At 73.4% G+C, this 24,100-nt stretch carries 25 protein-coding genes and 2 pseudogenes; 18 read left to right on the top strand and 9 right to left on the bottom strand.

The genetic code is table 11. The annotated features are described in order from the left end of the window. Positions 1-79: 79 nt before the first annotated feature. Positions 80-823, bottom strand: coding sequence for an HAD family hydrolase (locus tag IEZ04_RS21250; RefSeq protein WP_189218520.1), 744 nt, complete (start codon positions 821-823; stop codon positions 80-82). A 144-nt stretch (positions 824-967) separates the two neighbouring features. Between IEZ04_RS21250 and IEZ04_RS21245 the strand changes: the two genes are divergently transcribed. From IEZ04_RS21245 to IEZ04_RS21235, 4 genes are all read left to right on the top strand, one after another. After that, the gene (locus IEZ04_RS21245) at positions 968-1,576 is read left to right on the top strand and encodes a deaminase (protein WP_189218519.1); all 609 of its coding nucleotides are present in this window, start codon (positions 968-970) and stop codon (positions 1,574-1,576) included. Positions 1,577-1,852: 276 nt separating this feature from the next. Next, positions 1,853-2,674, top strand: coding sequence for a thaumatin family protein (locus tag IEZ04_RS34955; protein WP_229821156.1), 822 nt, complete (start codon positions 1,853-1,855; stop codon positions 2,672-2,674). A gap of 18 nt (positions 2,675-2,692) precedes the next feature. Further along, on the top strand, positions 2,693-3,553 hold the full coding sequence (locus tag IEZ04_RS34950; RefSeq protein ID WP_229821155.1) for a glycoside hydrolase family protein: 861 nt from the start codon (positions 2,693-2,695) through the stop codon (positions 3,551-3,553). 366 nt (positions 3,554-3,919) lie between these two features. Beyond that, complete coding sequence (locus IEZ04_RS21235) at positions 3,920-4,405, top strand: CAP domain-containing protein (protein WP_189218518.1); 486 nt, start codon at positions 3,920-3,922, stop codon at positions 4,403-4,405. A gap of 26 nt (positions 4,406-4,431) precedes the next feature. Here the strand turns inward: IEZ04_RS21235 and IEZ04_RS21230 are convergent. Together IEZ04_RS21230 and IEZ04_RS21220 are read right to left on the bottom strand one after the other, a co-directional pair. Then, a pseudogene (locus IEZ04_RS21230) lies at positions 4,432-5,104 on the bottom strand (sigma factor-like helix-turn-helix DNA-binding protein); the annotation flags it as partial. A gap of 99 nt (positions 5,105-5,203) precedes the next feature. Further along, positions 5,204-6,205: a DUF1259 domain-containing protein gene (locus tag IEZ04_RS21220; protein ID WP_189218517.1), complete on the bottom strand. Its 1,002-nt coding sequence runs from the start codon at positions 6,203-6,205 to the stop codon at positions 5,204-5,206. A 541-nt stretch (positions 6,206-6,746) separates the two neighbouring features. Here IEZ04_RS21220 and IEZ04_RS21215 point away from each other — a divergent pair. The 6 genes from IEZ04_RS21215 (at position 6,747) to mgtA (ending at position 12,812) form a co-directional block, all read left to right on the top strand. Continuing rightward, positions 6,747-7,217 (top strand): hypothetical protein, encoded by a 471-nt coding sequence (locus IEZ04_RS21215; protein ID WP_189218516.1) that lies wholly within the window; start codon positions 6,747-6,749, stop codon positions 7,215-7,217. Positions 7,218-7,239: 22 nt separating this feature from the next. Then, positions 7,240-7,827: a toxin gene (locus IEZ04_RS21210; RefSeq protein WP_229821154.1), complete on the top strand. Its 588-nt coding sequence runs from the start codon at positions 7,240-7,242 to the stop codon at positions 7,825-7,827. Continuing rightward, the gene (locus IEZ04_RS21205; RefSeq protein ID WP_189218515.1) at positions 7,824-9,083 is read left to right on the top strand and encodes an MAB_1171c family putative transporter; all 1,260 of its coding nucleotides are present in this window, start codon (positions 7,824-7,826) and stop codon (positions 9,081-9,083) included. The genes IEZ04_RS21210 and IEZ04_RS21205 overlap by 4 nt, the downstream gene beginning before the upstream one ends. Continuing rightward, entirely contained in the window at positions 9,080-9,583 is a 504-nt protein-coding gene (locus IEZ04_RS21200; protein ID WP_189218514.1) for an NUDIX hydrolase, read from the top strand. The genes IEZ04_RS21205 and IEZ04_RS21200 overlap by 4 nt, the downstream gene beginning before the upstream one ends. A gap of 213 nt (positions 9,584-9,796) precedes the next feature. After that, complete coding sequence (locus IEZ04_RS21195) at positions 9,797-10,162, top strand: ArsR/SmtB family transcription factor (protein WP_189218513.1); 366 nt, start codon at positions 9,797-9,799, stop codon at positions 10,160-10,162. Beyond that, on the top strand, positions 10,155-12,812 hold the full coding sequence (mgtA, locus tag IEZ04_RS21190; protein ID WP_189218512.1) for a magnesium-translocating P-type ATPase: 2,658 nt from the start codon (positions 10,155-10,157) through the stop codon (positions 12,810-12,812). The genes IEZ04_RS21195 and mgtA overlap by 8 nt, the downstream gene beginning before the upstream one ends. 25 nt (positions 12,813-12,837) lie before the next feature. Here mgtA and IEZ04_RS21185 read toward each other — a convergent pair whose 3' ends face one another. Next, positions 12,838-14,382, bottom strand: a complete 1,545-nt coding sequence (locus tag IEZ04_RS21185) for an LCP family protein (RefSeq protein ID WP_189218511.1) — start codon at positions 14,380-14,382, stop codon at positions 12,838-12,840. A 141-nt stretch (positions 14,383-14,523) separates the two neighbouring features. Between IEZ04_RS21185 and tatA the strand changes: the two genes are divergently transcribed. Then, positions 14,524-14,724, top strand: a complete 201-nt coding sequence (gene tatA / locus IEZ04_RS21180) for a Sec-independent protein translocase subunit TatA (RefSeq protein ID WP_189218510.1) — start codon at positions 14,524-14,526, stop codon at positions 14,722-14,724. A gap of 17 nt (positions 14,725-14,741) precedes the next feature. Here tatA and IEZ04_RS21175 read toward each other — a convergent pair whose 3' ends face one another. Further along, the gene (locus IEZ04_RS21175; RefSeq protein ID WP_189218642.1) at positions 14,742-14,969 is read right to left on the bottom strand and encodes a hypothetical protein; all 228 of its coding nucleotides are present in this window, start codon (positions 14,967-14,969) and stop codon (positions 14,742-14,744) included. Positions 14,970-15,087: 118 nt separating this feature from the next. Between IEZ04_RS21175 and IEZ04_RS21170 the strand changes: the two genes are divergently transcribed. The 7 genes and pseudogenes from IEZ04_RS21170 (at position 15,088) to IEZ04_RS21140 (ending at position 20,476) form a co-directional block, all read left to right on the top strand. After that, positions 15,088-15,663 carry a TerD family protein gene (locus tag IEZ04_RS21170; protein ID WP_189218509.1) on the top strand — a complete coding sequence of 192 codons (576 nt, stop codon included), beginning with the start codon at positions 15,088-15,090 and terminating at the stop codon, positions 15,661-15,663. Positions 15,664-15,685: 22 nt separating this feature from the next. After that, positions 15,686-16,045 (top strand): annotated as a pseudogene (locus IEZ04_RS35995) (SpoIIE family protein phosphatase); the annotation flags it as partial. Between the two features lie 134 nt (positions 16,046-16,179). Then, the gene (locus IEZ04_RS35990) at positions 16,180-16,812 is read left to right on the top strand and encodes a SpoIIE family protein phosphatase (protein WP_189218641.1); all 633 of its coding nucleotides are present in this window, start codon (positions 16,180-16,182) and stop codon (positions 16,810-16,812) included. Between the two features lie 174 nt (positions 16,813-16,986). Further along, complete coding sequence (locus tag IEZ04_RS21155; RefSeq protein WP_189218508.1) at positions 16,987-17,286, top strand: hypothetical protein; 300 nt, start codon at positions 16,987-16,989, stop codon at positions 17,284-17,286. Between the two features lie 211 nt (positions 17,287-17,497). Continuing rightward, on the top strand, positions 17,498-18,646 hold the full coding sequence (locus IEZ04_RS21150) for a FecCD family ABC transporter permease (protein WP_189218507.1): 1,149 nt from the start codon (positions 17,498-17,500) through the stop codon (positions 18,644-18,646). 1 nt (position 18,647) lies between these two features. Next, positions 18,648-19,460 carry an ABC transporter ATP-binding protein gene (locus tag IEZ04_RS21145; RefSeq protein ID WP_189218506.1) on the top strand — a complete coding sequence of 271 codons (813 nt, stop codon included), beginning with the start codon at positions 18,648-18,650 and terminating at the stop codon, positions 19,458-19,460. Then, positions 19,451-20,476 (top strand): ABC transporter substrate-binding protein, encoded by a 1,026-nt coding sequence (locus tag IEZ04_RS21140; RefSeq protein WP_189218505.1) that lies wholly within the window; start codon positions 19,451-19,453, stop codon positions 20,474-20,476. The genes IEZ04_RS21145 and IEZ04_RS21140 overlap by 10 nt, the downstream gene beginning before the upstream one ends. A gap of 52 nt (positions 20,477-20,528) precedes the next feature. Here IEZ04_RS21140 and IEZ04_RS21135 read toward each other — a convergent pair whose 3' ends face one another. From IEZ04_RS21135 to IEZ04_RS21120, 4 genes are read right to left on the bottom strand one after another with little or no spacing between them, the layout of a single operon-like run. Then, positions 20,529-21,539: a pyridoxal-phosphate dependent enzyme gene (locus tag IEZ04_RS21135; RefSeq protein ID WP_189218504.1), complete on the bottom strand. Its 1,011-nt coding sequence runs from the start codon at positions 21,537-21,539 to the stop codon at positions 20,529-20,531. Continuing rightward, positions 21,497-22,510 (bottom strand): GHMP family kinase ATP-binding protein, encoded by a 1,014-nt coding sequence (locus IEZ04_RS21130; RefSeq protein WP_229821152.1) that lies wholly within the window; start codon positions 22,508-22,510, stop codon positions 21,497-21,499. Before IEZ04_RS21130 ends, IEZ04_RS21135 begins: the two co-directional genes overlap by 43 nt. 23 nt (positions 22,511-22,533) lie before the next feature. Next, positions 22,534-23,343: a Rossmann-like domain-containing protein gene (locus IEZ04_RS21125; RefSeq protein ID WP_189218502.1), complete on the bottom strand. Its 810-nt coding sequence runs from the start codon at positions 23,341-23,343 to the stop codon at positions 22,534-22,536. Beyond that, complete coding sequence (locus tag IEZ04_RS21120) at positions 23,340-24,077, bottom strand: class I SAM-dependent methyltransferase (RefSeq protein WP_189218501.1); 738 nt, start codon at positions 24,075-24,077, stop codon at positions 23,340-23,342. Before IEZ04_RS21120 ends, IEZ04_RS21125 begins: the two co-directional genes overlap by 4 nt. Positions 24,078-24,100 lie beyond the last annotated feature (23 nt).

Below are 24,100 nucleotides of genomic sequence, written 5' to 3'. Positions count from 1 at the left end.
CCGGAGAAGGCCACGAGGCGATGAACGGCCTCGTCGGCTGCGGGGCCGCGCCGCTGCGCCTGCCCCTGGGGCCGGACGCCTACGACGACGTACGGGCGTCCGTCGCCGTCGGGCTCGCCGAGCGCGACGCGCACCGTGAGGTCGCGCTCTCCGTCGCCGGGGACCGGCTCGGCCGACCGACGGCCGCGGAGTCCCACACCCTCCGCAGATCCTCGGGGCCGCGATAGTGCACGCCGGTCATCCCCAGGGCGACGGCGGCCTCGACGTTCTCCGTCCGGTCGTCGACGAACAGGCACCGCTCGGCGTCGGTCCCCGCGCGCGCGGCAGCGATCTCGTAGATCGCGGGGTCCGGCTTGGCCACCCCCACCCGCGCACTGCTGACGACATGGTGCGCGAGACCGGTCAGCCCCAGTGACTCCAGGTCGCTCTCCACCCACAGCGGCGCGTTGGTCACCAGGACGAGCGGCATGTGCTCCCGTATCCGGCGCAGCAGGGCGACCACCACGGCGTCGGCCCGGGACGGCGCCTCGGCCAGAGCCGTCGCCAGCTCGCGGGCCCGGGGCTCCGCTACCGGCTCGCCGAGGTCGCCGAGGCGTCCGAGTTCCAGCGCGACGGCCTCCACCCACTCCTCCTTGCCGATCAGACCGAGGAGCAGCGGCAGGTCGGTCTCCGGCGTGTAGGCCACCCTCGTGGTCGTCCCCTCGGCCAGTCCCGCCTCGCGCTCCAGCGCCGTCAGCAGCGTCAGGTCGTAGAACCGGATGACGTTGTCGAGGTCGCACAGCACCGCGTCGAAGGGCCTCTCACCGGGCCCGGTAACCGTCATGGCCCGAGCTTGGCACAGTGATCGGCGGCCCGGCCCGGCGTGGTGCCGGCTCAGCCGGACGAGCCCCGCCGGCCTCCCCGGCCGATCACCGGACCCGCCGTCACCTTCGGCGGTCGGGGCGTCACTCCGTGACAGAGCAGCGGGATGGACGCGATCTCCTCTTCACGGCGGTGGCTCCTGTCCGTGGCGGCGGGTGCGGTGACCGGGCCGGCCGTCACGGACAGGGCCGGTTCCCAGAGGCATCCGGAAGGGCGGGAGTGGAGCGGCCCGTGGACGCGGGAGTCGAGGGCGGCGGTGGTGCGCGCCATGCCCGAGGCGGTGGCGTGGGCGCGGGCGGCCAGATGGCCGTTCGGGGCGGTGCTGGTCGCCCTGGACGGCGGAGCGGTGGCGGCGGGCGCCGCCAACAGCGCGGAGGACGGGGACATGACGGCCCACGCGGAGATGAACCTCCTGCGGGAGGCCGCGGCGAGGGGCGTGCGGTTGCGGGACCACGCGGTGGTCAGCACGGCCGAGCCCTGCCCGATGTGCGCGGGCGCCCTGCTGTGGGCCGGTGTTCCCGCCGTCGCGTTCGGAACGGCCGGCGCCCGGCTGACGGCCCTGGGGGTGCCGCAGATCGACTTGTCCTTCGAGTCGGTCGCGCGCCGGTCGTCGGTGGGACCCCGGCCCGCTGTGGCGCGCGGTGTACGCGCGGACCTCACCGACCCCCTGTACGAGGAGCTGGCCCGGCTGTGGCGGGGGGCGGGTGGCTCCTGAGACGCGGGACGTACTGGCCGGAAACGATCCCCACTTGGTGCAGACCATTGACAGTCGCACCAGGGTCGCTGTCATATATGGCCGTCGCTTGGCGAGAGCGCTCTCGGAAAGCGGTCGAGCGCCGGAACAGGCTTGTCATGCTCAGTCCATTCTCGGTGTGAAGGCGCTTCCTCCGGGAGGCAGGGCGTGACGCCGACGCGGGTCCCTTCCCCCACCTCAACCCCTCACCCCCCACCTCAACCCCTCACCCCCCACCACGCAGCCGACGGAGGAGTTGTGCGCAGAATCCTGTCCGCTCTGGCCGCCGTGACCGCCGTCGCGGCGGCCCTGCCGGCACTGATCGCGCCGCAGACCGACGCGCGGCCCCGGACCGACACGGTCACGGTCACGAGCGCGACGCTCGACGACGCCGTACCGGCCGCGGCGAGCGCGGTCGACCACACGGTGACGTTCGTCAACGACACCGGCAGGAAGATCTGGGTCGGCAGCACCGTCAACGCCGACGGCTCCAGGAACTTCGGCTCCCTGCCGATCCTCGAGCCCGGCCGCTCGGCGACGATCACCATCCCCGAGACGGCGGACCCCGGTCACTGGCGCGGCAAGTTCTTCGCGCGCATGGGGTGCAGCGGAGTCTCCGGCAGCACCTTCCACTGCGAGCTCGGCGACTGCGGTGCGTTCGCCGACCACTGCGCCCCGAACACCGGCGAACAGCCGGTCAGCCTCGCGGAGTTCAACTTCGACAGCAGGGACGCCCTGGCCACCTGGTACAACGTGAGCCACGTCAACGCCTTCTCGGTGCCGATCACCATCGTCCCCACCGGCGTGACCGGCTCCGGCGGCGGCTGCGGCACCATGGGCTGCAGCCGGAACCTGCTGCCCCTGTGCCCCGCCGGCAACCTGACGCGATGGGCCGACGGCACGCCGAAGCTGTGCACCAACCCGAACCGGGACGCCAGGACGCCCTACAGCGACATGATCGCCGCCAACTGCCCGAAGGCGTACGGCTGGTCGAAGCACGACACCGAGCCGGGCAACCAGGTCATGCAGCAGTGCAGCCGCTGCAGCGGCTTCACCGTCACCTTCCACCGCGGCTCCTGAACGGACGGGGTACACACCATGCGCAGGAGGAACGTACTCACCGCACTGCTGGCGGCACCGGCCGCGCTCACGGCCGTGGGCCGGGCCGCGGCGGCCACGCCGGCGACCGGCGCCGCGGCGGCCACGCCCGCAACCGGCGCCGCCGCCGTGCGGAAGAAGGGCGTCAGCGCCTGGAGCTTCAGCGGGGTCGGCCAGGCGCTCGCCGACTCCCGGTCCGGCTGGTTCTACACCTGGTCCTCCGACCGGTTCGGGATCACCGCGCCGGCCGGCGTCGAGTTCGTCCCCATGATCTGGGGACCGGCCTCGGTGACCGACACCGAGCTGAACCGGGCCAGGCAGCAGGGCACCACCCTCCTCGGCTTCAACGAGCCCGACCACCCGGGGCAGGCGACCATGACCGTGGAGCACGCGCTCGACCTGTGGCCCCGGCTGCAGTCGACCGGCCTGCGGCTCGGCGCGCCCGGAGTGGCCACCGGGGCGGACCGCGCCGGGAGCTGGCTCGACCGCTTCCTGCAGGGCGCCGCCGCCCGCGGCCACCGGGTCGACTTCATCCCCGTGCACTGGTACGGCGCCGACTTCGACGCCACGCGGGCCACCAGCCAGCTGCGCGGCTACCTCCAGGCCACCTACGACCGCCACCGCAAGCCGCTCTGGCTCACCGAGTACGCGCTGATCGACTGGTCGTCCGGCACGGCGAGGTATCCCACCCAGACCCAGCAGGCGGCGTTCGTCCAGCAGTCGACCGCCATGCTCCAGTCACTGCCGTACGTCGAGCGGTACGCCTGGTTCACGCTCTCCACCAGCCGCGGCGACGGCACCGGTCTGTACGACGGCACGACCGCCACGCAGGTGGGCGCCGCCTACCGCACGGTGGGCTGAGCCCCGGCCGTCCCCCTCCCCCCGGGAGCTCCCCGGCACCCGACACCCGAAAAGGCATCAGCGACATGTTCCGTACGCTCCCCCTCGCCCGCCTGGCCGTCGGCGTCACCGCGCTTCCCCGGTCGTCCGCGTCGACGACAGCGGCACCTTCCAGCACATCCCGGAGGTGCCCGAGTGCCTCGCCCTGACCGACGGCGCTCTTAGCGGCTCGGCGGGGTCATCGACCCCGACCAGGGACACATCGAGATGACCGGGGAAGCGCTGCCGTGACGCGAGCGGCCGGCGGTCACACGGACCGGATGTGACCCGCCCGCACGACGCGCCGAGGGCGGCGCGGCCCACCGGGACGAGACGAAAGGACACGACATGACACTCACCCGGCGTCTGACGGCGGTCCTGGTCGGCGCCGCCGCCTCGGCGGTGACGCTCACGGCCGCGCCCGCGTCGGCGGCCACCCCCGCCGAGATGCGCGCGGCCGTGATCAGTCTGACCAACGCCGAACGGTCCAGGGCGGGCTGTCCGGCGCTCCAGGGCAGCCCCGCCCTCGACACGGCCGCGCAGCGGCACGCGCAGGACATGGCGGACCACGACTTCTTCGGGCACGACGGCTCCGACGGCAGCACCATGGTGAGCAGGGCCGAGGCGGCCGGCTACACCGGCTGGCGGGCGCTCGCGGAGAACGTGGCCGCGGGCCGGCCGACCGCCGCCGACGTGGTGCGGGGCTGGATGGACTCCCCGGGCCACCGGGCGAACATCCTCGATTGTTCGCTCAAGCACATAGGCGTCGGCTACGCGTACGGAGCGGGCACCACCTACGGCCACTACTGGACGCAGGACTTCGGCACGAGGTGAGGACCGGCTCGGCTCCGGGACGTCGCTCACCGCGGGGCGAGCGGGGTCCCGGAGCCGACGCGGGTCAGCTTCTCGGCGTTGCGGACGCAGCAGACGCCGGTGATGCGGTCGTCCTCGACCCGGAACGTCATGATGCGTCGATCTCGCCGTCCAGCCGTCCAGCCGTCCAGCCGTCCAGCCGTCCAGCCGTCCAGCCGTACGACGAGCGCCGGGCCGCCGTTGGCCACGGTGGGGGGAGGGCGAGCGTGGCTCTCGTCCTGCCGGTGCCGCCGATGATGTACCGGACCACCTTGTCGGTGCCGACGATCGGCCGCAGCGCGGCCCGCCCGACACCGCCGCCGTCGTTCACGAGGACGACCTCGGGGGCGAGTACGTCGAGGAGGCCCTGCGGGTCCCGGGTCTCCAGCGTGCGCCGGAACGCGTCCACGGCCGCCCGGGCCCGGCTCGCGGAGACCACCTCCCGGGGCGGCGGGCCTCGACGTGCTGCCGGGCGCGGCGGGCGATCTGGCGGACGGCCGCGGGGCTCCTGCCGACGGCGGCCACGATGTCGTCGTGGCCGCCGTCGAACACCTCGCGCAGCACCAAGACGGCGCGTTCGGTCGGCGGCAGTGTCTCGAGGACGAGCACCAGCGCCATCGACACACTCTCGGCGAGCTCGACGTCCTGGGCCACGTCCGGTGCGGTGAGCAGCGGGAGGGGCCCGGTCCCAGGACACCGCTCGGCCGAGCGCTGTGACAGCGTGTGGGGGCACGTCACTCCACGAGCGCCGCGGCGCGCGGTTCTCGCCGGCCGCGGTCGTCAGCCGGTCGCTCCCGGCATGGGGACGACGTCGGTGGTGTCCACGGCGCGGCGGACTGCCCCGGCGAGCCCGACGGCGTCGCCGACGGCCCAGAAGTGGACGAAGAACAGGCGTGGTTCGTCCGTCAGGTGGTGATGGTGGACCTCGACGAGGTCGATGTCGCCGCGCCGCAGCGCCACGAGGGCCGGATGGACCTCGTCGGCGGTCATCGCCAGGTCACCGCTGAGGGCGGCCCGTCCGCCGCCGAGCGGCTGGAAGCTGGCGGAGGTGGTGGAGCCCAGCCCCGCGGGCAGGGCCAGACGGCCGTCGGTGACGGTCTCCCGGCGGACGTAGGTGGACTTGTAGACCTCACCGTCATGGACGCCCTCGACGCCCATGGCGGCGTCGATGGCGGCGGTGTCCAGGGCGACGGGCCGAGCCCGGCGGGAGGGCCGGCCGGGCGGCGGCGTGCCGGTGCGGTCGAACGCGGCGCGCAGTCCGTGGGCGAGGGCGACCGGATCGTGGCCGTGGGCGTGCAGATGGACCCACCAGACGTCCGGCCGGTGGGCGAGCAGGTGCTTGTGGACGGCGGTCTGCCGGATGCCGTGTTCCTGCGCGACGTCGACGAAGGACTGCAGTTCCCGTTCGGTGACCACCGCGTCGCCCATCAGGAGCGTGCTGCGGTCGGCGTACCGGACGAAGGCCAGGTGCGTGCCCAGGGCGAGGGCGGGGTCGATCCGGACGCCGTGGGAGAAGACCGTGAGGTCCCGGCGGGGGAGGGCCGTGTGGTACATGAACCGCCTCATGTCGCCTGGCCGGCCGAGGGCCTCGGCCACCTCCGCCCAGTCCGCCGACCGGGTCCTCACCGGTTCCACCGGGGTGCGGCCCTCCGGCCCGGCGGGGAGGGCCCGGGCGTCGGCGGGCGTCCCGGTGGACACCGGTGCCAGGGCCGCCGCGGCCAGCACGCGGCGCCGGGACGCGGTGAACCGGGGGCGGTGCTCCTGCGGTCGCTCGTCAGCCATGTCACGTACCTCCTGGCGCGATCGAAGCACGGGGAGCCGTGGGGAACCGCCCTGGAATCGCGTGGGCCGACGATCCACGCCGTCACATACCACCATGTGGACCACAGAGCCCATGAGCCGGCCGGCGCCGGCCGGCGCGCGGCGGACTGCTGTCGGCCTCGGTTCCTTCCCCACCTTTTCCGGCCTCTTCCGGGCACTTTCGCGCGCGGTGTTGTGGTCGTCCACCCTGCTGGCGCTAAGCTAATGATCAGGCCCGGATGCTGCATCCCCCGTCGGCATCCGGGTCCTTTTCATGCCCGCGTTCCGTGCCCGCATCCCGTGCCCACGCGCCGGAGGCCGGGCGGGTCCGCCGGATCACGTCCGCCGGGCCGGGGCGCCGTTCGCGCCTCCCCTCCACCCAGCCCCGCGTCGCTGCGGTCCCGCGTCTGCCCGATGAGGCGGAAGGGGCTTGTGCGTACGATGTTCCTGTGTGGAAAATCGATTTAACAGTGGCGTAGGGTGATCGCGTGACTCGTTCACGTCAGGCCCGGTGAGGAGCGCGATGGGTGACGGAGCAGCCGAGCGCGAGCCGCGGACACTCGCCGAGAAGGTCGAGTACCTGATCAGGAACGCCTTTCCCCCGGGTGAGGCACCGTGGGGGAGCCGGGCGTCGGACCGCGCCGTCGCCGACGCCGTCAACGAGTTCCACCGGCGGAAGGTCATCTCGCACGTCACCCTGGGCAAGATGCGGTCGGGCGAGACCAGCCCGGACACCGGCGAGCCGTACGTCCCGGGGCAGCCGATCATCGACGCGGTCGCCCAGTTCTTCGACGTGGACCCGCTGTTCTTCGAGGACCAGCGAGAGGTGGCGCAACGGGTCATCGAGTCGCTGAACTTCCTGCGCGCCGTCCACCGCGGGGACGTCCAGGGCATCGCCGGCCGGGGGGTGACCACGGGGCTGTCGGCCGAACTCCTCGCCTACCTCAGCGAGGTGACCGCGGAGCTCACCGACGACGACACCACAACGCCGTAGGTGTCCGTCGTAGCCGTACAGCGTGTCCGAATCCCGCGCCATCCCCACCGAGGTGTCCATGTCCTCCCTGCGACGGCTGCGCAAGCAGTGCGAGCAAGACCTGGACGGCTTCCCCGTCCCGAAGCCGTTCGGCATCCCCGCGCTGGTCCGTGCGATGGAAGACCGGCTCGGCCGGCGTATCGTCCTGCGGCCCATGCCGCCCGCGCTCACCGCGCCCGGCTCCGCCTGCGGCCTCCGCGTCAAGCTGGGCGGCGAGGTGAGCCTCGTCCTGTTCCCCCTGCGCGGCACACCGTTCCACCAGGAACACGTCCTCCTGCACGAACTCGTCCACGAGTGGTTCGACCACGGTGGCACCGTCAGCCCCGAGGAGTTCCGGCGGATGACCCCGCACCTGGGGACGAACCTGATAGGCCGCTTCCTCCGCGACGTCCCCATGGCGGCCCGCACCGACTACGAGTCGGAGCAGGAACTCGCCACCGAGATCTCCGCGGGCATCATCCGTGACCGCGCCGCTCGCGACAGCCGGGCCACCGACGACCTGGTCGGCCGGCTGACGGAGAGCCTGTCCCACCCCCTTGCCCCACGCAGGCGCTGGAGGAGGAACCCGTGAGCGCCGCACCCTACGTCGTCGCCGTCCTGTTCTGGGCGGGCGCCCTGTGGCGTCTGCCCTCGGCCCTCTGGGGCGACCACCGCCGCCGCGCCCTGTGGGGCATGGTCGTCGCCTTCGCCGCGGTCTGGACGCTGAAGACACCGCTCGTGGACTACGGCCTCGACCACAGCGGCGTCAACGACCTGTCCAGTGTCGTCAAGCACGTCATCGCGATCGGCGGGATCTACTCCCTGCTCAGCTATGTCCTCGCGGTGTACGGCAGCCAGGACGAGTCCTCCGGCGAGCGCTACGTCCGCGTCTCCCGGGCCGTGTCCAGGGTGGCGCTGAAGACGTCCGTCGCCACCGCCGTCGCCCTGGTCCTGCTGTTCGCGTTCGCCATCGACCGCGACGAGCCCACCGAGCACTTCGTCACCGGCCACGCCGGCCAGCCCGGCATGACCGCCTACATGACGCTCGTCTACCTCTACATGGCGGGCGCCTCGGCCGTCGCCGCCTACCAGTGGGGCAGCGCCGTCCGCCGCACGACGAGCACCCTCATGCGCGTCGCGCTCGGCATGATGTGCGCCTCCATGGGCCTGGGCGTCCTGTACGCCCTGCTCCGTACCGCGTACGTCTTCTACGCAACGGCCGTCACCCCGGCCGACCACATCGCCGAACTGCAGGAGACCGTCACCGAGGCCGTGTCGACCGCCCTGTTCCCGCTGCTGCTGCTCGGCCTGTCGGTGCCGGCCGGCCGGACGCTCGTCGACCGTGTCCGCGCGTTCACCGCCCTCTCCCGCCTGCGGCCGCTGTGGCGCGACCTCGCCGTCGCCGTCCCCGCGAAGATCATGGTCAAGCCCGTACGGACGAGGCTGGGCCCGCTGTCCGGGCCGGTCGACCACGTCCGCGACGTCTTCCGCCCGGACCAGCCCGTCGACGACCGGCTGGCCCGCTGGGTCACCGAGATCCGCGACGCCCTCGCGGAGCTGCAGTACTACGCCCCGGCCGACCTCTTCGACCGCGCCGCGGAGTACGCGCGGCAGCACACCGCCGACGGGAACACCGCGGCGGCGGCAGAGGCCTGCTGGACGAGGGCGGCCCTCACGCACAGGACGCGCGGCGACGCCCCCGGCCGTGTCCCCGCCCCCTTCACCTCGGCGTCCGGCGGCGACTACGACGGTGAGGTCCTCTGGCTGCAGCAGGTCGCCGCCCACTACCGCCACGCCGACGCGGCCGTCCGCGAACTCGTCACCGACCCCCGGGAGGCCGCCGTATGAGCGCCGCGTCCGCCGACCTCGACGTCCACATAATCCTCCGGCGGGGCGGGGACGTCCTGCTCGCCCTGCGGAGCGGCGCCGCGTACGGGAGCGGCGAGTGGGCGCTGCCCTGCGGCAAGGTCGACCCCGGGGAGTCCGTCGTGGACGCCGCCGTGCGCGAGGCCCACGAGGAACTCGGCATCACCCTCGCCCCGGCCGACCTGGTCGTCGGACAGACCGTCCACGCCCGGCACGGCACCACCGACCACCTCGGCGTCTTCTTCGAGGCCGGCACCTGGACGGGCACCCCGGTCAACCGGGAGCCCGACAAGTGCGCGGAGCTCCGCTGGTTCCCCCTCACCGGGATGCCGGCGCCGCTCATGGACTATGCCGCCGCGGGCCTGCGCGGGTACCTCGCCGCACCGGGCGGGCTGAGCGTCTTCGGCGGCGGTCTCGGGCCCCTGACGGTGAGCCCGGCGACCACGGCGTCCGCGACGCGGCACCACGCGTCCGGCCGATGAGCCGCGGGCCGGCTCCAGCCCCCACGGGGGTGGGGCAGGCGCCGGTCCGCACACCGAAGGGCCCCGGGTGCACCGCCCGGGGCCCTTCGGGCAGCCCGCCGCGAGCGGCGGCAGCGGCGGCCGTCCCCGGCCGGAGAAGGCGTCGGGGGCAGGGCACCTAGACTGGAGCGGCGCGGGTACGGCGGCGATGACCGGCGCGGAACGGAGAGGACTGTGGCGGCAGACGCCGGTGAATTCGGGGATCCGCCTGCCGAGGTGCTGGCCGAGGCGGCCGCCGCGTTCGGTCTGCTGGCCTCGTCGGCACGGCTGCACATCATGTGGGCGCTGGCGCAGGGCGAGAGCGACGTGAGCCACCTCGCGGACCGGGTGGGCGGGGCGCTGCCCGCGGTCAGCCAGCACCTGACGAAGCTGAAGCTGGCCGGCCTGGTGCGCTCCCGCCGCGAAGGACGGCGCCAGGTCTACTTCGTGGACGACCCCGACATCGTGACCGTGGTGCGGCTGATGGTGGGCCAGCTCGCCGTGCGGGCCGAGGAGGCGTCCGCCCCGGTGCGCCGGCTGCGCGGGACCACCGGTGCGTAGGAGCGCCACGGCGCCGGGGCACGGGGCCGGAGCACTCGTCCGCGGGGCCGTGCCGGGGCCGGGAGAAGTCCCGGCCGGCCGTACGGGGCCGGACGTGCCGACCGTGCTGCAGGTGCTGCGGCAGCTGGGCACCGGCCCGCGGGGACTGACCGCGGCGCAGGCCGAGGAGCGGCTGGCACGGTACGGGCCCAACGTCCTCCCGGCGCGCCGCGATCCGTCCTGGGTGTTCTTCTTCGCTCGGGGCCTCAAGGACCCGTTCACGGCGGTACTGCTCTGCCTCGGGCTGGTGTCGGCGGCCGTCGCCTCCTGGGGCACCGCCTGCGTGACCCTGCTGCTCGTCGTGGTCAGCTGTGCGCTGCGCGCCTCCGGGGAGCACCGGGCCGGCCGGTCCATGGCCGCCCTGCGCGGCCTCGTCCCCACCACCGCCACCGTGCTGCGCCGCGCCGGGAAGGACGCCGCGCCGGTGAGCCGGGAGATCCCCGTGGACGAACTGGTCCCCGGCGACGTGATCCGCCTCGGCCCGGGCGACCTGGTCCCGGCCGACGTACGGCTGCTGCGCGCGCACGGACTGACCGTGCACCAGGCGCCGCTCACCGGTGAGTCGGCGCCCGTCGCGAAGGACGCGGCCGACCCGCCGGGTACCGGCTCCGGCGGCGCGGCCGACCGCCCCCAGCTCTGTTTCCAGGGCAGCAGTGTCGCCTCCGGCAGCGGCACGGCGGTCGTCGTCGCCACCGGCGCGCGGACCCGGTTCGCGGCGGCACACGGGCGACCCGCCGCACGGCGCGAGGCGAGCGCCTTCGACCGCTCGGTGCGCGGCATCTCCTGGATCCTGATCCGGTTCGTGCTGCTGATGCCGCCGCTGGTGCTGATGGCGGGCGCCGCGCTGCGCGGGCGCGGGCTGGAGACGCTGCCCTTCGCCGTGGCGGTCGCGGTCGGACTGACTCCGGAGATGCTGCCGGTCGTCGTCACCACCTGCCTGGCCCGCGGCGCGTCGTTCCTGGCCCGCGCCCACGGAGTGATCGTCAGACGGCTCCCGGCACTGCACGACCTGGGCGCCGTCGACGTCCTGTGCCTGGACAAGACCGGCACCCTCACCCAGGACCGCCCCGTCGTCCACCGCGCCCTCGGCCCGGAGGGCGAGGACGACCCCGGCGTGCTCCGGTGGGCCGCCGTGAACGCCTGGTGGACCCTCCAGCTCGCCGATCCGCCCGCTCCCGACCCCCTGGACGAGGCGATCCTCGACGCGGCCGACGCGGACGACCTCCTGGCGTACGACGGGACGGCCGCCCTGCCCTTCGACCCGGTGCGCCGCCTGGCCACCGCGGTCGTCCGTACGCCGGGCCGGCCGGGCACGCGCACACTGGTCGTCAAGGGAGCCGTCGAGGCCGTCCTGGAACGCTGCGCGCTGACCGAGGACCGGCGTGAACTGCTGCTGGCCCGCGCCGCCGGGCACGCGGGCGGCGGCCTGCGCGTGCTGGCCGTCGCCACCGCCGAACGTCCCGCCGGCGTCCGTGACCGCACCCCGGCCGACGAACGCGGTCTGACCTTCCGGGGGCTCGTCACCCTCCGCGACGGGCTCGCCCCCAGCGCCGCCGACGCCCTGGCGGCCTTCGCCGACCGGGGCATCACGGTCAAGGTCCTCACCGGCGACCACCCGGGCATCGCCGTACGCGCCTGCCGTGACCTCGGTGTTCCCGTCGGTCCCGACGAGGTCCTCACCGCCGACAGGATCGACGGCCTGAGCGACGCCGAACTGACCGAGGCGACCCGCCGCACGACCGTCTTCGCCCGCTGCGCCCCCGAGCACAAGGCCAGGATCACCGCCGCGCTGCGGTCCGGCGGGCACACCGTCGGCTTCCTCGGCGACGGCGTCAACGACCTGCCCGCGCTGCGCGCCGCCGACGTGGGCATCGCCCCCCGCGGAGCCGTGACCGTCGTCAGGGAGAGCGCCGACGTGGTCCTCGCCGAGAAGGACCTCACCGCGATCGACGCCGCCCTCACCGCGGGACGGCACTCCGGCGGCAACATCGCCACCTACCTGCGCGTCACCCTGTCGTCCAACCTCGGCAACGTCATCGCGATGCTGGCGGCCGGTCTCCTCCTGCCGTTCCTGCCCATGCTCCCGGCCCAGGTCCTGGCGCAGAACCTGAGCTTCGACGCGGCCCAGCTCGCCTTCGCCCACGACCGCCCGCACCCGGCGGTGCTGCGCCGCCCGACCGTGCTGAACCCCCGCGGCCTGCTGCGCTTCATCACCGGGTTCGGTGTGCTCAACGCCGCCGCCGACCTGGCCACCCTCGCCGTCCTCGGTTACGCCCTGCACGGCCCCGACGCCCTGGACGACGAGGCGGTGTTCCACTCCGGCTGGTTCACCGAGAACCTGCTCACCCAGGCCCTGGTGATGGTGCTGCTGCGCACCGGACGGCGCGGTGCCGAGGGCCGTACGCCGGGCCCGATCGGCTGGGCCGCGGCCGCGCTGGCCGCCGTCGGCCTGCTGCTGCCGCTCTCACCCGTGGGCCCGGTACTCGGCCTGACCGCGCTGCCCGCCGCGTACTACCCGCTGTTCGCGGCCGTGCTCGTGCTCTACGCCGCGATGCTCCGGGCCGCCGGGGCGCGCTACGAGCGACGCCGCGTGGCGCGCGGGGCGGCGTGACCGGCGTCGTCCCCACGGCACGGCGTCATCCGTACGACAGGTCGGCGCACAGGTCGTCGTCGGCGGAGCGGGCACCGTCCGCGACCGAGGTGGGCAGGGCGGTCGGAGCCGGCGAGGCGGAGTCGTCGTCCGCGGCGTAGGACTCGCCCAGGACCACGCCGAGACCGGTGCCGCCGACGGACCGGAGACCGGCTCCGGGGAAGAGCCGGGCGACCGTCCTCGCCTCGGACTCCCGGCCCGCGCCGTACTCGATCACGGTGGTGGCGTGGTCCTGGCTGCTCGCGTTCGCGGTGCCGGTGACGGTGAAGCCGTGCCCGGTGAGCGACGACGCGGCGCGGGAGGCCAGCCCCGGCCGGGTGGTGCCGTTGTAGACGGCGACCTCGATGCCGTCGCCGGAGACATCCCCCCGCGCGTCGGGCGACGCGGAGGCGGACGCCGTCGCGGTCCTCCCGCCGCCGGCGTCCGTTCCGTCGACGGTGCGGTCGGCCCTGAGCGCGGCCCACAGCTGGTCGGCGTCGGGCTGGACGACGGCGATGCGGTTGCCCTCGTACCGCCAGGGGAGCGTGACGAACTTGGTGTCGTGCAGGTCGATGTCCTTCAGCGACATGGCGAAGGAGATCAGCTTGTCCGCCGTGCCCAGCCCCGGATCGACGGTCATCGACCTGGTGGCGGCGTCGGCGAGCGGCAGCAGCCTGGCCGGTGTGAGCCCGTCGCTCCTGATCTTCGCGAGCAGGCTGGCGACGAAGGCCTGCTGGCGTTTGATGCGGCCGATGTCGGAGCCGTCGCCGATGCCGTGCCGGATGCGGACGTAGTTCAGTGCGTCCTGACCGGAGACGGTCTGCTCGCCCTGGTGGAACAGCAGCTTGCCGCGCGTGCGGCGGTTGGGGTCGAGGTCCTGCTCGTACACGTCGCCGGGCACGCAGACCCGCACCCCGCCCACGACCTCCGTCAGCGCCGCGAAGCCCTTGAAGTCGACGACGACGGTGTGGTCGACGCGGAGCCCGGTGAGCTCCTCCACCGTGTTCTGGGTGCAGGCGGGGTTGCCCTCGGGGCGCTGCCCGACCGAGAAGGCCGCGTTGAACTGCGCACCGGTCCGGGTCCGGGTCCAGGACCCGTCGGGCAGCCGGCACGGCGGGATGGTGACCAGGGTGTCGCGGGGCACGGAGACGGCTGTGGCGTGCTGGTGGTCGGCGTGGACGTGCAGGAGGAACGCGGTGTCGGAGCGGCCGACGTCGTCCTTGCTGCCGCCGCCGAGCGCGTCGTTGCCGTCGGTCCGCGCGTCCGAGCCGATGACCAGGACGTTCTCACCCTTGGAGGAGGCGGCGTCGGGACGGTTCCTGGACAGGCCGTCGCCGTCGAAGGTGGTGACGTTGCCGCTGAGCCTGAGGTAGATCCAGCCGAGGCCGGCGGTGCCGAGCACCGTGACGGCCAGCGCGACGAGAAGCACCGTGCGCAGAGGGCCGCGCCTGCCGCGCCGTGCGGTGCGGCCGCCGCGCGCTCCGCCACGGCGCGGAGGTGCCGCCCGGCGCCGGCGGCGCGTGGGGGTGGCTGGATCGCTGGTGGTGGTCATGGGCGCCCCTCATCCGTCCGACTCGTACGGAGGGGACGAACCGACCCTCCCCACAGTTGTACAGTTGCGCAATATAGCAACCATCATGGTGGCGGACGGGCCCGCGGGGTGTGCCGCCGCCCGGAGCGAAGGGGCGGCGAAATGCTGCGCAACGGACTGGAGCCCTGGCACCTGCTGATCGTGGCGATCGTGGTCATCGTGCTGTTCGGGTCGAAGAAGCTGCCGGAGGCGGCGCGCGGGCTGGGCAGGTCGGTGCGCATCCTCAGGAGCGAGGCCCGGGCCATGAAGGAGGACGACGCGGCACCGGGCCGCCCCGGTGACGGCGGCGACCCGGCGCGCTGAGTTCCGCGCGGCCGCCGTCAGGGGCTGGCCACGTCGAAGCCGTACCGCAGCGGTTCGGTCTCCACGTGCGGGTCGCGGCGGTAGACGTACACCGCCTCCACGCGCACACCGTCCGGTGTGGTGTCCGTCGGGCACGGGCAGGTCACCTGGAGCACCCAGGGGCGGCCGGTGACCTTCGTGCGCGCTCCGTCCGCGGGCCCTCCGTCGAGCACCGCGGTCTCCCGCTTCATCGCATCGGTGTTCATCACCAGCACAGCTTATGGGTTGCGCAAGTGCGCAACTGTGGCGGTAGGGTCGATGTCGCTTCCGGGGCCAAGTGTCCCCGCGGGCAGCTCACAGTCGGGACAGTCGGGAGGACGAACCATGGGAATCACCCTGGCCAAGGGTGGCAACGTGTCGCTGAGCAAGGAGGCGCCGGGCCTGAGCGCCGTCCGGGTCGGCCTCGGCTGGGACGTGCGCACCACCACCGGCGCCGACCACGACCTGGACGCCTCCGCCCTGCTCTGCGACGCGTCCGGCAAGGTCGTCTCCGACCGGCACTTCGTCTTCTACAACAACCTGCGGAGCCCGGACGGCTCGGTGGAGCACACCGGTGACAACCTGACCGGTGAGGGCGAGGGCGACGACGAGTCGATCGAGGTGGACCTGGCCGCGGTGCCGGCCGAGGTCGCGAAGATCGTGTTCCCGGTCTCCATCCACGAGGCCGACGCGCGCGGACAGAGCTTCGGCCAGGTGCGCAACGCCTTCATCCGGGTGGTGAACCAGGCGGACGACCGGGAGATCGCCCGCTACGACCTCTCCGAGGACGCCTCCACGGAGACCGCGATGGTCTTCGGCGAGCTGTACCGGTACGGCGGCGAGTGGAAGTTCCGCGCGGTCGGCCAGGGGTACGCCTCCGGCCTGCGCGGCATCGCCGCCGACTACGGCGTCGACGTCTGACACCCGGCTCCGCGCACCATTCGTGACCGGGCCGGCCCGCGACGCGGGCCGGCCCGGCGGGTCAGGACGGGACGGGCTGCTGAGCCGCGGTCCGGCGGCGGTTCCGGGCGCGCTGGACCAGCAGACCGGTGACGCCGAGTGCGAGCACGAGGTACAGGACGATCGTGATCGGGCTCGACACCAGCACCGTCGGGTCGCCCTCGGTGACCTGATCCTGGCCGACGTGAAGGGGCACGGCCCAGCCGCCGCACGGCTGGCCTCCGTCCTCCGTGCCGCCTTCCGCGACGCCGCGCCGGACGAGGCCGACCTCGTCCGTCTCGCCCGCACCCTCGACACACGTCTGCACGCCCACCTGGAAGCGGAGGACTTCGTCCCCCTCCTCCTCGCCGACCTGCGCCCGGGCGAGGTCCGGCTGGTCAACTGCGGCCACCCGCCCCCCTGCGGGTCGGCCGCCGTCTCGCCCCGCCGGCGCCGCCCCACCCGTCACCGCCCCTGGGACTGGCCCCCGACCCCCGGATGCACCGCGCGCAACTCACCCCGCATCAACGGTTGTTGCCGCACACCGACGGCCTCGCCGAGGCCCGCGCCGCCGATGACACGTTCTTCCCCCTCGACCGGCACGCCCTGGCCGCGCTGAACGCGCCCGCCCTCGACGAAGCCCTCGACCGCCTCCTGCAACTGCTCCACGGGCACACCGGACGCACCACTCAGGCCGACGACCTCACCTGCTCCTCCTCCAGCCGGACCCCGCCGCCCGCACCGCCCCGGTCGGCAGGCCCGGCCGGCCCCGCTCCACGCCGTTCTGATGCGCTGATTGCACACCGTTCGCCGTTCGAGAAGTGCCTCGGAATACAAACGGGCAGCCGCGGTTCAGTACGGACTGAAGTCACATACGACCGCTCGACGGGCAAAGGGCCGACCACCGATGCGGCCGGCCCTTCCGGGGGCGCCGCTCCTAGCCGCCGCAGTTGCACGGATTGCCGCTCTGACAGCCACACCCGCACGCCGGGCCGCAGGTGCAGTCCATGCCGCAGGTCTGAGGTGCAGGAATGTTGCTCATCAGGCCAGTCTCCCTGTTCTTCGAGTTCTGTGGAAAAGCCGACTACTCGACTCAGGGAATACCCGCTTCCGTTCCCTGGTAAGGACTGATTCCGGTCAGACCGTCAGCCCGTCGCACCTCACCGAATTCCCGGAGAACATCCGGCCCGCCCTTTCCTGCCGCAGCACTGGGGGAATTCTGTAGCGTAGCTGCGGGCGGGATGCCGGCCGGGGTGGAGGAGCGGCAGACTGGAAAGGAGAAGGGAACAGGCAGAAGGAGGCGCCATGACCGCCACCGCGCACACTCCGCACGCCGACCACCCGCACCGGCACGGCGAAGGCTGCGGTCACGTGGAAGTGCCGCACAGCGACCACGTCGACTACGTCCACGACGGGCACCTGCACCGGATGCACGGGGACCACACCGACGAATGCGAGACCGCCGGTCACACCGCCCACGAACCCCACCGTCACGAACACCGCGTCGGGTGCGGTCATGTCGCGGTGCCGCACGGAGACCACATGGACTACGTCCACGAGGGGCACCGCCACGCCGCCCATGAGGGGCACTGGGACGACCACTGACGACGGCGGGCCCGCGCCGGTCCGTGCGCGGGCCCGTCCCGTCGTGGTCCTCGGGCGGCGGTCCCGTACGCGGCGGTCCCGTACACGGCGGTCCCGTACACGGCGGTCCCGCACGACAATCAAATAACTTGACAATCATTTTCAGCTGATGGGAGATTGTGGCCGCAGAGGCGGAACGCACGCCGTTCCCCGAGTTCGAGAGGCCGGTCACATGTCCCCGCCCGCGACCACCCCGCCGTCGGAAGCCGTCGACGGCGTCGACGGCTCGGCGCCGGACGGGCCGACGCACCCTGCCGGCCCGGCGGATGCCCGCGGCCGGCCCGGCTCCCGTACGGGAACGGCGCTGACGTGCGCTCTGCTGGCCGTACTCCTCGCCGTGTCCGTCCTCCTGGCCATCGGCATGGGCTCCGCCGTGATCGCACCGGGTGACACCGCCCGGTACTTGTGGGCCGCGCTCAGCGGCGGCCGTATCGCGGCGGACGAGGTGACCGCCTATCAGATCGTCTGGCAGATCCGCACCCCGCGCGTCCTGCTGGCGGCATTGGTGGGAGCGGGGCTGAGCGCCGTCGGCGTCGCCGTCCAGGCGATGGTGCGCAACGCCCTGGCCGACCCCTTCGTGCTGGGCGTCTCCTCGGGCGCCTCCGTGGGCGCGGTCGCCGTCACGGTCACGGGCGGACTGGCGGCACTGGGCGTCCACGCGATGTCCGTCGGCGCCTTCGTCGGCGCGCTGGCGGCGTCCCTGCTGGTGTACGCCGCCGCGGCCGGCCGGGGTGGCCTGTCGCCGCTGCGCCTCGTGCTGACCGGGGTGGCCATGTCGCTGGGGTTCCAGGCGCTGATGAGCGTGATCGTCTACCTGGCCCCCGACAGCGAGGCCACCAGCACGGTCCTGTACTGGACGATGGGCAGCTTCGGCGCCGCCACCTGGGGCGCGCTCCCCGTGGTCACCGCGGTCGTGCTGCTGGGCGTGGTGCTGCTGCACCGGCGCAGCCGCGTACTGGACGTCATGGCCCTCGGCGACGAGACCGCCGCGAGTCTGGGTGTCGACCCGGACCGGCACCGCAAGGAGCTTCTCGTGGTCGCGTCGCTGGTCACCGGTGCCATGGTCGCCACCAGCGGTGCCATCGGCTTCGTCGGACTGGTCGTGCCGCACCTGGTGCGTATGGCGGTCGGCGCCGGCCACGCCCGGGTCCTGGCCGTCGCCCCCCTGGCCGGTGCGGTCTTCATGGTGTGGGCCGACCTGGTCTCCCGGACCCTCGTCGCCCCGCGCGAGCTGCCCCTGGGAGTCATCACCGCGCTCGTCGGAGTGCCGGTGTTCATCCTCCTGATGCGGCGCAGAGCCTACCTGTTCGGAGGAGGCTGACATGGACCTCGAACTCGACGCGCTGTCGGTGGTGACCGACGGCAGGGCACTGGTGCGGGACCTGTCCCTCCAGGTGGCCGACGGGCAGGTGGTGGGCCTGGTCGGGCCCAACGGGAGCGGGAAATCGACCGCCCTCAGGTGTGTGTACCGGGCGTTGCGTCCCACCTCCGGCGTCGTACGGGTGGGAGGTGACGACCTGTCGCGACTGACGATGCGTCAGAGCTCGCGCGCCGTCGCGGCCCTCACCCAGGACGGAACCGTCGACCTCGACTTCACCGTGGAGGAGGTCGTCGCGCTGGGGCGCACCCCGCACCTGCGGGGCAACCAGCCGCTCGGCCGCCGCGAACGGGAGCTGTGCGAACGGGCGATGCGGCGGATGGACGTCCACCACCTCGCCCGGCGGGGCGTCCTCACCCTGTCGGGCGGCGAGCGTCAACGCGTCCTGGTCGCCCGGGCGATGGTCCAGGAGCCCCGGGTCCTCGTGCTGGACGAACCGACCAACCACCTCGACATACGGCACCAGGTGGAACTGCTCTCCCTGCTGCGCGGTTCGGGTCTCACGGTCCTGGTCGTGCTGCACGACCTCAACCTGGCCGCCGCCGCGTGCGACCGGCTGGCGGTCCTCTCCCAGGGGCGCCTGGTGGCCACCGGCACGCCCAAGGACATCCTGACCGCGGAACTGGTCCGCGAGGTGTTCGGCGTCGACGCCGACGTCGTGCCGCACCCCCTGACCGGCGATCCGCAGCTGCTGTACTCGCTGTCCCCTTCTCCCTCCCCCGCTCCGCCGAACGGAAGAGCCGCATCATGCCCGTGACCCGCATCCCGAACGCCGCACGAAGAGGAACCGCACTCGGGTCCGCGCTGGCGGCCGTCCTGCTGATCGGCGGCTGCGGCGCCGAGGTCGGCCCGGACGCGGAGGCCGGGGCGTCCGCGCCGCCGAGGAAGGTCACCGTCGACCGGTGCGGCGAGCCGGTCACCTACACGACACCGCGGCGAGCCGTCGCCTACGAGGGCGGCAGCGCCGACAAGCTCTTCAGCCTCGGCCTGACCGACCACGTCCTGGGCTATGTCATGCCCCCGGCGAACCCGCCCGTCACCGAGTCGCCGTGGGCGGCCGAGTACGCCCGGGTCGAGATGCTCAGTGACGACCTCCTCAACAAGGAACTCGTCGTGGACGCCCGCGCCGACCTCGTCGTCGCCGGCTGGAACTCGGGCTTCAGCGACCAGCGCGGCATCACACCCGAGATCCTCGACAAGCTCGGCATCCAGAGCTTCATGCACACCGAGAGCTGCTTCAACTACCCAGGGCACCCCCAGAGGGTCACCCCCTTCGAAGCCCTCTACTCCGACCTCGAGCGGCTCGGGAAGATCTTCGGGGTGGAGGAGCGGGCCGAGGAGGTCGTGGAAGGTCTCCGGCGGCGGGCGGAGGCCGTGGCCGCGCGGGCCCCCGAGGGCGACCCGGTGCCGGTCTTCCTCTACGACTCGGGCACGGACCAGCCGTTCACCGCCGGCAGCCAGGTCCCGCCGAACGACATCATCGGGACGGCCGGCGGCAGGAACGTCTTCGGCGGCCTCGACGAGCGGTGGACACAGGTGAGCTGGGAGGCCGTCACCGAGGCCGAGCCCGAGGTCGTCATCATCCTCGACTACGGTGACCAGCCCGCCCAGGAGAAGATCGACTTCCTGCGGAAGTCGCCGCGCACCAGCAGGCTGCCCGCCGTCGAGAAGAACAACTTCTTCGTCCTCGACTACAACGAGGGCATCAGCGGGCCGCGCAACATCGACGGCCTGGAGAAGTTCGCCGAGTACCTGCGCACGCTGAAGGACTGAGCGCGGCGGCGCCCGGGCCCACCGGTCACCCAGTGGGCCCGTCGGCCGGTGCCTACAGCGAGGCCCCGGACGGCGCCGGGGAGCGGTTCCAGTCCATGCGGGACCACGGCAGGACGAGCTCGTCCGGCGTCATGACCTCGCGCGGCGCGAGGTCCTCGATACGGGCCGCGTCCCGGTGCCGGGCGAAGACGGTGTCCACGTACCGGTGGCCGGTGTCGGCGGCGATGAACACGACCGTCCGGCCGGGACTCCGCCCGCGCTCCCAGCGGGCGGTCAGGTAGGCGGCGCCGGTGGACAGGCCGGCGAACACCGCGTGCCGGCGCAGCAGGTCGACGCTGCCGGTGAGGGCGGCGTCGAAGGCGACCCAGTGCAGCGTGTCGTACAGGTCGTGGCGGACGTTGCCGAACGGTATGGAGCTGCCGATCCCGGCGATGATGATGTCCGGGTCGGTGACGTGCTCGCTGCCGAAGGTGACGCTGCCGTACGGCTGGACGCCGACGAGCCGGGTGCCGGGTCTGTGGCGCCGCAGACAGTGGGCGAGGGCGCCGGTGGACGCCCCGGAGCCGACGCCGCCGACGAGGGTCAGCCCGCCGGCGCCGGTCTCCTCGTGGACGCGGTCGGCGACGGCCCGGTAGCCGAGGTAGTGGATGTCGTCGTGGTACTGGCGCATCCAGTGGTAGCCGGGGTGTTCGCGCAGGATCTCCTGGACGCGGGCGACCCGGCGTTTCTGGTCGAGTTTCAGGTCGCTGCTCGGCTCCATCTGCTCCAGGTGGGCGCCCAGTACCGCGAGTTGTGTGCGCAGGGTGTGGTCGACGGTGGTGGAGCCGACGATGTGACAGCGCATGCCGTAGCGGTGACAGGCGAGGGCGAGCCCGTAGGCGTAGATGCCGCTGGAGCTGTCGACGAGGGTGTCACCGCGCCGTACGGCGCCGGTGTCGAGCAGGTGCCGTACCGCCGCCAGGGCGGAGACGACCTTCATGGTCTCGAAGCGCAGACAGACGAGTCCGTCGTCGAGACGTATCAGGTCCGGTCGGCCGATCGCTTCGGAGATGTGCTCGTCCATGCGGGGACTCCTCGCGGGGGAAGCCGGTGGGGGCGCCGGCTCGGGAAGGTGGTGAAGGTCCTGGTGAACGGGATGCCGTCGGCGGCCAGGGCGTGCAGGCAGCGGCGCAGCCGGCGGTCGAGACCGGGAGCGGCGGGGGCGAAGAGGATGCCGGCGACATTGCCGCTGTGGGCGATCTGCACGCCCGTGGCGCCCGCGTGCCCGGCGATCGCGGTGAGACGGGCGAACTCCTCCTGGGGGTGGGTGCGCTGGTTGAGGCGGGCGCTGTCCGTGGCGACCCGGCCGAGCAGTTCGGGGTCGGCGTCGGCGACGGCCCGGCGGAGCATGCGGCGCAGACGCTCGTAGGCGGCCAGGTCCCGTTCGTGGTGGGCGCGTCCGGGCAGGGACAGCGTGTCCACGGGGGCGCCGCCGCCCAGGGTGCAGCCCACGACGACGGCGGGCGGCAGGGCGGCGCCCATGACTTCCAGGACGCGTCCCTCGCGCTGGGCGAAGAGCAGCGGACGGCGGTCGAGCATCAGCGGGTCGCAGGCCCCCTCCGCCTCCACCGCCAGCCGGGCGATCGTCCCCGGCGGCAGGCGCAGGCCGTAGGAGTCGGCGACCGCCCGCACCGTGGCGATGACGTCACTGCTGGAGGACCCCATGCCCAGCCCCACCGGCACGTCACCGCTGAGCCGCAGCTCCCCGCCGCACGGCTCCTCCCGGCGGCGGGCGGCGCACTCCCGCACGGTGAGCACGGCCGCGCGCCGCGCCTTCGTACGGCCGGCGGGCGCCACCGTGACCTCGTCGGGCGGGGCGCCGGGCCGGCGTACGAAGGCGGCGTGCGTGCCCGGGCCGGTCATCGGCAGGGTGACGAGGCCGTGGCAGGGGCGTCGCCGCTCGTCGAGGAAGACGCCCTGCAGGATCTCGCCGTGGTGGCAGGCGGCGTGCCCGTGCCCGGTGCGGACGGTGTCGTGCGGAGGGGTACGGGACACGGTGCTCTCACGGGTGCCGGCCGTCATGAGCGGCTCGCGGCGCGGTAGCGGTACAGGGTGGTGGGTTCGGCGCTGAACTGGGAGAAGGGGAACGGCTCCGCGGACAGCGCGGTCACGCCCGCGCCGAGGAAGGCCCGCGCCACCGCGCTGCCGGTCTGCGCGTAGACCACCAGGGGCACGCCGCGTTCGCGGCAGCGCGTCACGATGGTGTCGAAGGTGCCGTTGCCCAGGGTCATGCCGGTGGCGACCACGGCCTCGGCGCGTTCGAGCACCTCGTGCATGTCGTCGGTGACCGGGTCGCCCCACTGGGTGGCGCGCAGGTTGAGGTCGCACGGCAGGGGTCTGCCGCCGCGTTCGCGGATCGCCGCGACGAGCGGGTTGACCACGCCGATCAGGGCGACCTCGGCCCCCTCCCGGATGTCCAGCAGCCCGGCGACGGCCGCGTCCCGGGCTCTCGCGCGGACCTCGGGCGGGCCGGCGGGCAGGACGACCGGTTCGGCCTCCGTCGCCTCCCGGTGCGGCCGTGACGCGGCGAGGCAGGCGTCGAGCGCCGCGATCCTCAAGGGGCGCGGGGCCGCACGCAGCAGCGCGCCGAGGGAACTTCCCGAGGCGTCACGGCAGACGGCCGGATCCAACTCACCCGCCTCGAAGGCACAGGCGCCGAAGGACCCGCCCAGGCGGACCAGGACGTACTGGTTGAGGTAGGTGGTGTCCCCGCCCGCCAGCCGGGTGCCGTGGTGGAGCCAGAACACACTGGTCGCCACCAGGTCGTCGGGGCACGGGCCGTGTTCTCCGGCCAGTACGGCGGCCAGCAGGTCGTCGGTGTTCTTCATGCCCGCCCTCCGAGGGTGAACCGGAACAGGAAGGTGAGCACGCCGTCCCGCCAGTCGTGCAGGTGCTCGACCTCGGGGTGGAAGCCGTGGTCCAGGGCGTGCCGGACGACGGCGCGCAGATCGGCGGTGTTGGAGACGATGACGCGCACCTCGCCGTCGGGGGCCAGCAGGTCCCTCCGTGCGAGCTGCGCGAAGAAGGTGCCCAGCAGGGACGCCCCCACGCAGACGTTGCGTACGACGTCGGGGTCGTCGCTGACGGTCCGGCTGACGGCGGGCGGGTTGAAGGTGACGGTGTCCAGCCGTACCCCGTCCGGCAGTCCCGCGAAGACGTCGCCGACGACGGGCACGAGCGTGGTGTCCGGGGACTCGCCGACCAGGCGCCGGTAGTGGCGGACGGTGGTCGCCACGCTCTCCGGGTGGACGTCGATCGCGTAGATCTCCCGGGCGCCGCGGACTCCGGCCGCCACGGCCTCGACGCCGAGGCCGACGCCCATGGCGGCGTAGCGGCGGCCCCGCACCTCGATGCGGCCGTCGAGCAGCCGCTCGTGGATGATGCGGCTGGTGCCGCCAGGTATGAAGACGCCGGGCGGGACGTCGAAGGTCCAGCCGTTCCATATGTAGGTGCGGGTGGTGTGCAGGTCGGCGCCGGGCCGGTTGAGGGCGATGATCTGTTCGGCGGGCAGGGGCGGCGGAAGCTGGTCGAGCAGGGCAGGTCCGGTGGCCGTCCGGTCCACTAGGGCTCCTTGGTCTCGTACGT

The sequence above is a fragment of the Streptomyces ruber genome (assembly GCF_014648075.1).
Taxonomy (GTDB): domain Bacteria; phylum Actinomycetota; class Actinomycetes; order Streptomycetales; family Streptomycetaceae; genus Streptomyces; species Streptomyces ruber.
The sequence above is the reverse complement of the archived record's forward strand: the minus strand, read 5'-3'. Positions and strand labels throughout refer to the sequence as shown.